This window comes from Streptococcus lactarius (assembly GCF_016642265.1).
In the GTDB taxonomy this organism is placed as follows: domain Bacteria; phylum Bacillota; class Bacilli; order Lactobacillales; family Streptococcaceae; genus Streptococcus; species Streptococcus lactarius.
Map to the genome: position 1 here is coordinate 1 of NZ_MRXX01000002.1, position 5,382 is coordinate 5,382.

General features: G+C 40.0%; 5 protein-coding genes and 10 tRNA genes. All 15 read left to right on the forward strand.

Annotated features, from left to right (window positions below; genetic code table 11):
• Window positions 1-28: 28 nt before the first annotated feature.
• Window positions 29-102: transfer RNA gene (locus tag BTU61_RS01630), tRNA-Arg, on the forward strand.
• A 19-nt stretch (window positions 103-121) separates the two neighbouring features.
• Window positions 122-195: transfer RNA gene (locus BTU61_RS01635), tRNA-Pro, on the forward strand.
• Between the two features lie 6 nt (window positions 196-201).
• A tRNA-Met gene (locus BTU61_RS01640) sits at window positions 202-275 on the forward strand.
• Window positions 276-291: 16 nt separating this feature from the next.
• A tRNA-Ile gene (locus BTU61_RS01645) sits at window positions 292-365 on the forward strand.
• 10 nt (window positions 366-375) lie between these two features.
• A tRNA-Ser gene (locus tag BTU61_RS01650) sits at window positions 376-465 on the forward strand.
• 12 nt (window positions 466-477) lie between these two features.
• Window positions 478-551 (forward strand) — tRNA-Met (locus tag BTU61_RS01655).
• 3 nt (window positions 552-554) lie between these two features.
• Window positions 555-627: transfer RNA gene (locus tag BTU61_RS01660), tRNA-Phe, on the forward strand.
• A 16-nt stretch (window positions 628-643) separates the two neighbouring features.
• Window positions 644-714, forward strand: a tRNA-Gly gene (locus BTU61_RS01665).
• 34 nt (window positions 715-748) lie between these two features.
• Window positions 749-822 (forward strand) — tRNA-Ile (locus tag BTU61_RS01670).
• A 4-nt stretch (window positions 823-826) separates the two neighbouring features.
• Window positions 827-914: transfer RNA gene (locus tag BTU61_RS01675), tRNA-Ser, on the forward strand.
• A gap of 65 nt (window positions 915-979) precedes the next feature.
• The gene (gene mreC, locus BTU61_RS01680) at window positions 980-1,798 is read left to right on the forward strand and encodes a rod shape-determining protein MreC (RefSeq protein WP_200772074.1); all 819 of its coding nucleotides are present in this window, start codon (window positions 980-982) and stop codon (window positions 1,796-1,798) included.
• A gap of 1 nt (window position 1,799) precedes the next feature.
• Window positions 1,800-2,300 carry a rod shape-determining protein MreD gene (gene mreD, locus BTU61_RS01685; RefSeq protein ID WP_200772075.1) on the forward strand — a complete coding sequence of 167 codons (501 nt, stop codon included), beginning with the start codon at window positions 1,800-1,802 and terminating at the stop codon, window positions 2,298-2,300.
• A gap of 92 nt (window positions 2,301-2,392) precedes the next feature.
• Entirely contained in the window at window positions 2,393-3,625 is a 1,233-nt protein-coding gene (gene pcsB / locus BTU61_RS01690) for a peptidoglycan hydrolase PcsB (protein ID WP_200772076.1), read from the forward strand.
• Window positions 3,626-3,795: 170 nt separating this feature from the next.
• Complete coding sequence (locus BTU61_RS01695) at window positions 3,796-4,770, forward strand: ribose-phosphate diphosphokinase (RefSeq protein WP_200772077.1); 975 nt, start codon at window positions 3,796-3,798, stop codon at window positions 4,768-4,770.
• 48 nt (window positions 4,771-4,818) lie between these two features.
• On the forward strand, window positions 4,819-4,959 hold the full coding sequence (locus BTU61_RS01700) for a hypothetical protein (protein ID WP_187539444.1): 141 nt from the start codon (window positions 4,819-4,821) through the stop codon (window positions 4,957-4,959).
• The last annotated feature ends 423 nt before the right edge of the window (window positions 4,960-5,382 follow it).

Below are 5,382 nucleotides of genomic sequence, written 5' to 3' on the forward strand. Positions count from 1 at the left end.
AAGACTATGTAAAGCAGAATAGGAATGGGCACCCTTAGCTCAACTGGATAGAGTACCTGACTACGAATCAGGCGGTTAGAGGTTCGACTCCTCTAGGGTGCATAAGGCGAAAGCTTTAGATCGGGAAGTAGCTCAGCTTGGTAGAGTACTTGGTTTGGGACCAAGGTGTCGCAGGTTCGAATCCTGTCTTCCCGATATTATGGCGGTGTAGCTCAGCTGGCTAGAGCGTCCGGTTCATACCCGGGAGGTCGGGGGTTCGATCCCCTTCGCCGCTATATTGTTGATCTTGTTGGACCTTTAGCTCAGCTGGTTAGAGCTCTCGGCTCATAACCGAGTGGTCGTAGGTTCAAGTCCTACAAGGTCCATTGTTATCTTGGAGGATTACCCAAGTCCGGCTGAAGGGAACGGTCTTGAAAACCGTCAGGCGTGTAAAAGCGTGCGTGGGTTCGAATCCCACATCCTCCTTATTCATATTAACGCGGGATGGAGCAGCTCGGTAGCTCGTCGGGCTCATAACCCGAAGGTCGTAGGTTCAAATCCTGCTCCCGCAATTTGGCTCGGTAGCTCAGTTGGTAGAGCAATGGATTGAAGCTCCATGTGTCGGCGGTTCGATTCCGTCTCGCGCCATTTCTTTTAATACTAAGCGGGTGTAGTTTAGTGGTAAAACTACAGCCTTCCAAGCTGTTGTCGCGAGTTCGATTCTCGTCACCCGCTTTGAACATTGTTCAATTACCAAGTTTTTTAACTTGGGCGCGTAGCTCAGGTGGTTAGAGCGCACGCCTGATAAGCGTGAGGTCGGTGGTTCGAGTCCACTCGTGCCCATTTAGGAGAATTACTCAAGAGGCTGAAGAGGACGGTTTGCTAAATCGTTAGGTCGGGTAACTGGCGCGGGGGTTCGAATCCCCCATTCTCCGTATAGTTTTGAAGTTTGAGATTTTGTCTCAGGCTATTTTTTATATCTTTTTGAAGGTTTTTCACTATGGCTTTACATCGTTTTTTGAAAATAGTTTCTTTTTTATTCGTTCTTGTGTCTTCTGCTTTATTGTTTTTATTTCCATCTATTCGTAAAACGATTGTTTCCAAATCGGCAGATGGATTGGCTGTTGTGGATAGGGCTGTTTCGTTACCATTTGTAAAAGTAGAATCGAAGGCTAATGATCTAAAAAATTTAGCTCATGTTTATAATGAAAATGCTAGTTTGAAATCCAGTTTGTACCAGAATGATGTGGATCGTTCGAAACTTGATCGACTTTCTGCGGAAAATAAAGAGTTAAAGAGTCTTTTGGATATAAAAGATACTACATCTTCTTCAAAGCAGTTGATTGGGGAGATTGTGGATCGAAATTATAGTTCTTGGGATCAGGAATTTGTGATTGATAAGGGGAGTTCGGATGGTGTTTCAGATTCTATGTTTGTCCTTGCTTCTGGTGGTGTGATTGGAATTGTTGAAACGGTGGAAAGTCATTCCAGTAATGTCAAGTTGCTTGTTGGGAATGATATAGCTTCTCAACATTTGACATTGAAGATTGATGGACAAGGTCAATCAATTTTTGCTTTACTTAGTGGTTTTGACGATAAGACGGGCGAGTTTCGTTTGTTGCAAATTGGAGAAACGGTCGACATTAAGAAGGGATCTGTTGTTTCAACAAGTGGTTTGGGAAACTATAAAAGTAGTGATTTACCAGTTGGTACGGTGACATCAGTTAAAAAATCATCCGATCAGCTGGGACAAGAAATTCGAGTCAAACCAAAAGCAAATTTGGATGTTGAGCGATATGTGCTATTGATTGGAGAATAATGTGAAAGTATTAAGAAAACACTATTTCTTTCCTATATTGTTATTTCTTTCCTTGTTTGTGGATGGGCAAATTTCTTTTATTGTTTCGCGTTTTATTCCATCTTCTTTTACGTCGACATCTTTTTTGTTTTTCTATGGCTTTATGGTCTTGAGTCTTTATTTTTCTGAAATGGCTAGTATTTGGTGGGCTATTTTCTTTGGGTTTTGTTTTGACGTTTATTTTCTTCATACCCTTGGAATTGCTTTTCTGCTCTTTCCTTTATTGCAGTTAGTGTATTCGCATTATAATCAAATTGTTTTGGTCAACCGCTTAACTCGTTTTTTCACCTTCTTACTAACGATTTTGGCCTTTCAATTATTGGCTAGCCTTTTAGAAATCTTCATTATTGGAATTCACTTTAATGGTATTTCTGTGATTGTTTATGAAGTTGCTCCTAGTTTATTATTGAATTTTCTATTGTATATTGGACTTCAACCATTACTTGAAAAGGTTTATTTATAAAGTCGAAATAAAAATGTAACAATAGCGTAACATAAAATTTGAAAAAATTTGTTATACTAGTTAGTGTCTTATTTAAGAAGGGAAAATTTTAAATGAAGAAAAAATTATTTGCCACAATCTTATTGAGTACTGTTGCTTTAGCACAAGTAGCTGTAGTAGCTGGTGTGTCAGCAGACTCTACAGACGATAAGATTGCTGCTCAAGACAACAAAATCAATAGTATTAATCAACAACAACAAAGTGCGCAAGCTCAAGTAGATCAAATTCAAGGCCAAGTATCTGAAATCAAGAAACAACAAGCAGATCTTCAAGCTGAAAATGATCGTTTGAATGACGAATCTGAAAAATTGTCTGCTGAGATTGATGAGTTATCAAAAAATATTGTTGCTCGTCAAGAATCACTTGCAAATCAAGCACGTAGCGCTCAAACAACTGGAACTGCAACAAGCTATATCAATGCAATCGTTAGCTCTGGTTCTTTGACTGAAGCTATTTCACGCATTTCTGCTATGAACGAAATTGCTGATGCTAACAACAAAATGTTGCAAGAGCAAAAACGTGATAAAGAAGAGATTGCGAAAAAACAAAAAGAAAACAACGATGCGATCAACACTGTAATTGCTAACAAGCAACAATTAGATGATGATGCGCAGGCTTTGACTACAAAAGAAGCTGAATTGAAAGTTGCGCAACTGAACTTGGCAGCCGAAAAATCAACTGCTGAAAATGAAAAAAATGCGTTAGTACAACAAAAAGCTGAGGCTGAAAAAGCAGCGGCAGCGGCGGCAGCAGCAGAAGCGGCTTACCGTGCAAAACAAAAAGAACAACAAGCAGCTGTGAAAGCTTCGGCTAACACAACTCTTCAAGCACAAGTACAAGCGGCAGCTCAAACTCCTGCAGCATCTGGAGCTCCAGCAGCTCCAGCAGCTCAAGCAACGACTCAAACAGTAGCAGCAGCTCCAGCAGCTACTACTTCTCGTCCTACCTACAGCTCATCTGCGTCTTCTTACCCAGTAGGTGAATGTACTTGGGGTGCGAAAGTTTTAGCTCCATGGGCTGGCGATTACTGGGGTAACGGTGGTCAATGGGCAGCAAGTGCAGCAGCGGCTGGATTCCGTACAGGATCTCAACCACAAGTTGGGGCTATCGCATGTTGGAATGATGGTGGATATGGACACGTAGCAGTCGTTACTGCTGTTCAATCTACAACAAGCATCCAAGTTTCTGAATCTAACTATTTAGGAATTCGTAGTATTGGAAACTACCGTGGATGGTTTAACCCAGTCAATGCTCAAGGTACTGTTACTTATATCTATCCAAATTAAGAATTATCATGAAGCAGAACAAAGGTTCTGCTTCTTTTTTTGATAGCTTCTTTCTTTTGTATTTTCCATAAATTAATATTTGAATATTTGTTTAAAAAGCGATAAAATGGTGGTAGGAGAAATTTGTGCTGACTGTACAATATGGTTTTTAGATTTTACTGGAGGAAATCATGTCATTTTCTGATTTAATGCTCTTTGCTTTGTCGTCAAATCAAGAATTGGCCCAACGTGTCTCTCATGAGATGGGACTACCGCTTGGAAAGTCAACGGTTCGTCAATTTTCTGATGGAGAAATTCAGGTTAATATTGAGGAATCAATCCGTGGGAAAGATGTTTATATTTTACAATCCACTAGCTCACCGGTTAATGATAATCTAATGGAAATTTTGATTATGGTAGATGCGTTGAAACGTGCTAGTGCGCAATCGATTAATGTGGTGATGCCGTATTACGGCTATGCTCGTCAAGACCGGAAAGCTCGGGCTCGTGAACCAATCACTTCTAAGTTGGTTGCGAATATGCTTGAAGTTGCTGGTGTTGATCGCCTCTTGACCATTGATTTGCACGCAGCACAAATTCAAGGCTTCTTTGATATTCCAGTTGACCACTTGATGGGAGCTCCATTGATCGCCGATTTTTTTGAACGTCGTGGAATGATTGGAAAGGACTATGTTGTTGTTAGTCCAGACCATGGTGGTGTGACTCGTGCTCGGAAGTTGGCGGAATTCTTGAAGACACCGATTGCCATTATTGATAAACGCCGGAGTGTCGATAAGATGAATACGAGTGAAGTCATGAACATCATTGGGAGTGTTGAAGGTAAGACTTGTATTTTGATTGATGATATGATTGATACTGCTGGTACGATCTGTCATGCAGCAGATGCCCTTGCAGAAGCAGGAGCTGTAGAGGTTTATGCAAGCTGTACGCATCCGGTTTTATCAGGGCCTGCTATGGACAATATTCAGAAGTCTGCGATCAAGAAGTTGGTTGTTTTGGATACGATTTATCTGCCGAAGGATCGCTTGATTGACAAGATCGAGCAAATTTCGATTGCGAAGCTTCTTTCTGAAGCGATCGTTCGCATCCATGAAAATCGTCCTCTTTCACCTTTATTTGAAACGGGAAATGCGAAAAAAAGTTAAGAATGAGGAGGCTGGGTTTCTGGCCTCTTTTATACAGGAGAAATACAAATGGGAATCAAACAGTGGTGGCAAAAAGTTAAAAATGAAAAGAAGCGAAAAGAACTGATTCAAGCGGCTCAAAAACTAGAAAGCAAGGCAGATCCAAGTTTGCCGAAGAAGACTCTGCCCAAAAATCGTGCGGTAAAATAGGGAATAATTGGAGTGAAAAAGAAGAGGAAACTGGTGAAATTAGGGAAGTTCGGTCTATTTCATAGAGAAACGATTAAGTAAAAGTTTCCAAAAACCGAACAATTCTAATAGATGAGTATAATATGTTACTAAATCGTAATTTTAGAGATCAAATAGACCTAATTTTAAAATTAATTTATTGATATTGCAGCGTTATATCGAAAAAAATACTTGACAAACCCAACATATATGTATAAAATGTTCACTGTAGAGTAATCTATACTAAATATGAAAAAGGAGATAAAACTATTATGAAAAAAGTTTTATTAACAAGTGTATTAGCATTGTCAGCAATCGCTAGCGTTTCTTATGCAGCTACTAAAGTTCCTTCTATCCCAGGAGTAACTGCTCCAACTACTGGAACAGTTACAGAAGCAAATGCTG

Coding starts and splice junctions, on each gene's coding strand:
- mreC (WP_200772074.1), top strand. CDS start 980: ATGGCTTTACATCGTTTTTTGAAAATAGTTTCTTTTTTATTCGTTCTT.
- pcsB (WP_200772076.1), top strand. CDS start 2,393: ATGAAGAAAAAATTATTTGCCACAATCTTATTGAGTACTGTTGCTTTA.
- BTU61_RS01695 (WP_200772077.1), top strand. CDS start 3,796: ATGTCATTTTCTGATTTAATGCTCTTTGCTTTGTCGTCAAATCAAGAA.
- BTU61_RS01700 (WP_187539444.1), top strand. CDS start 4,819: ATGGGAATCAAACAGTGGTGGCAAAAAGTTAAAAATGAAAAGAAGCGA.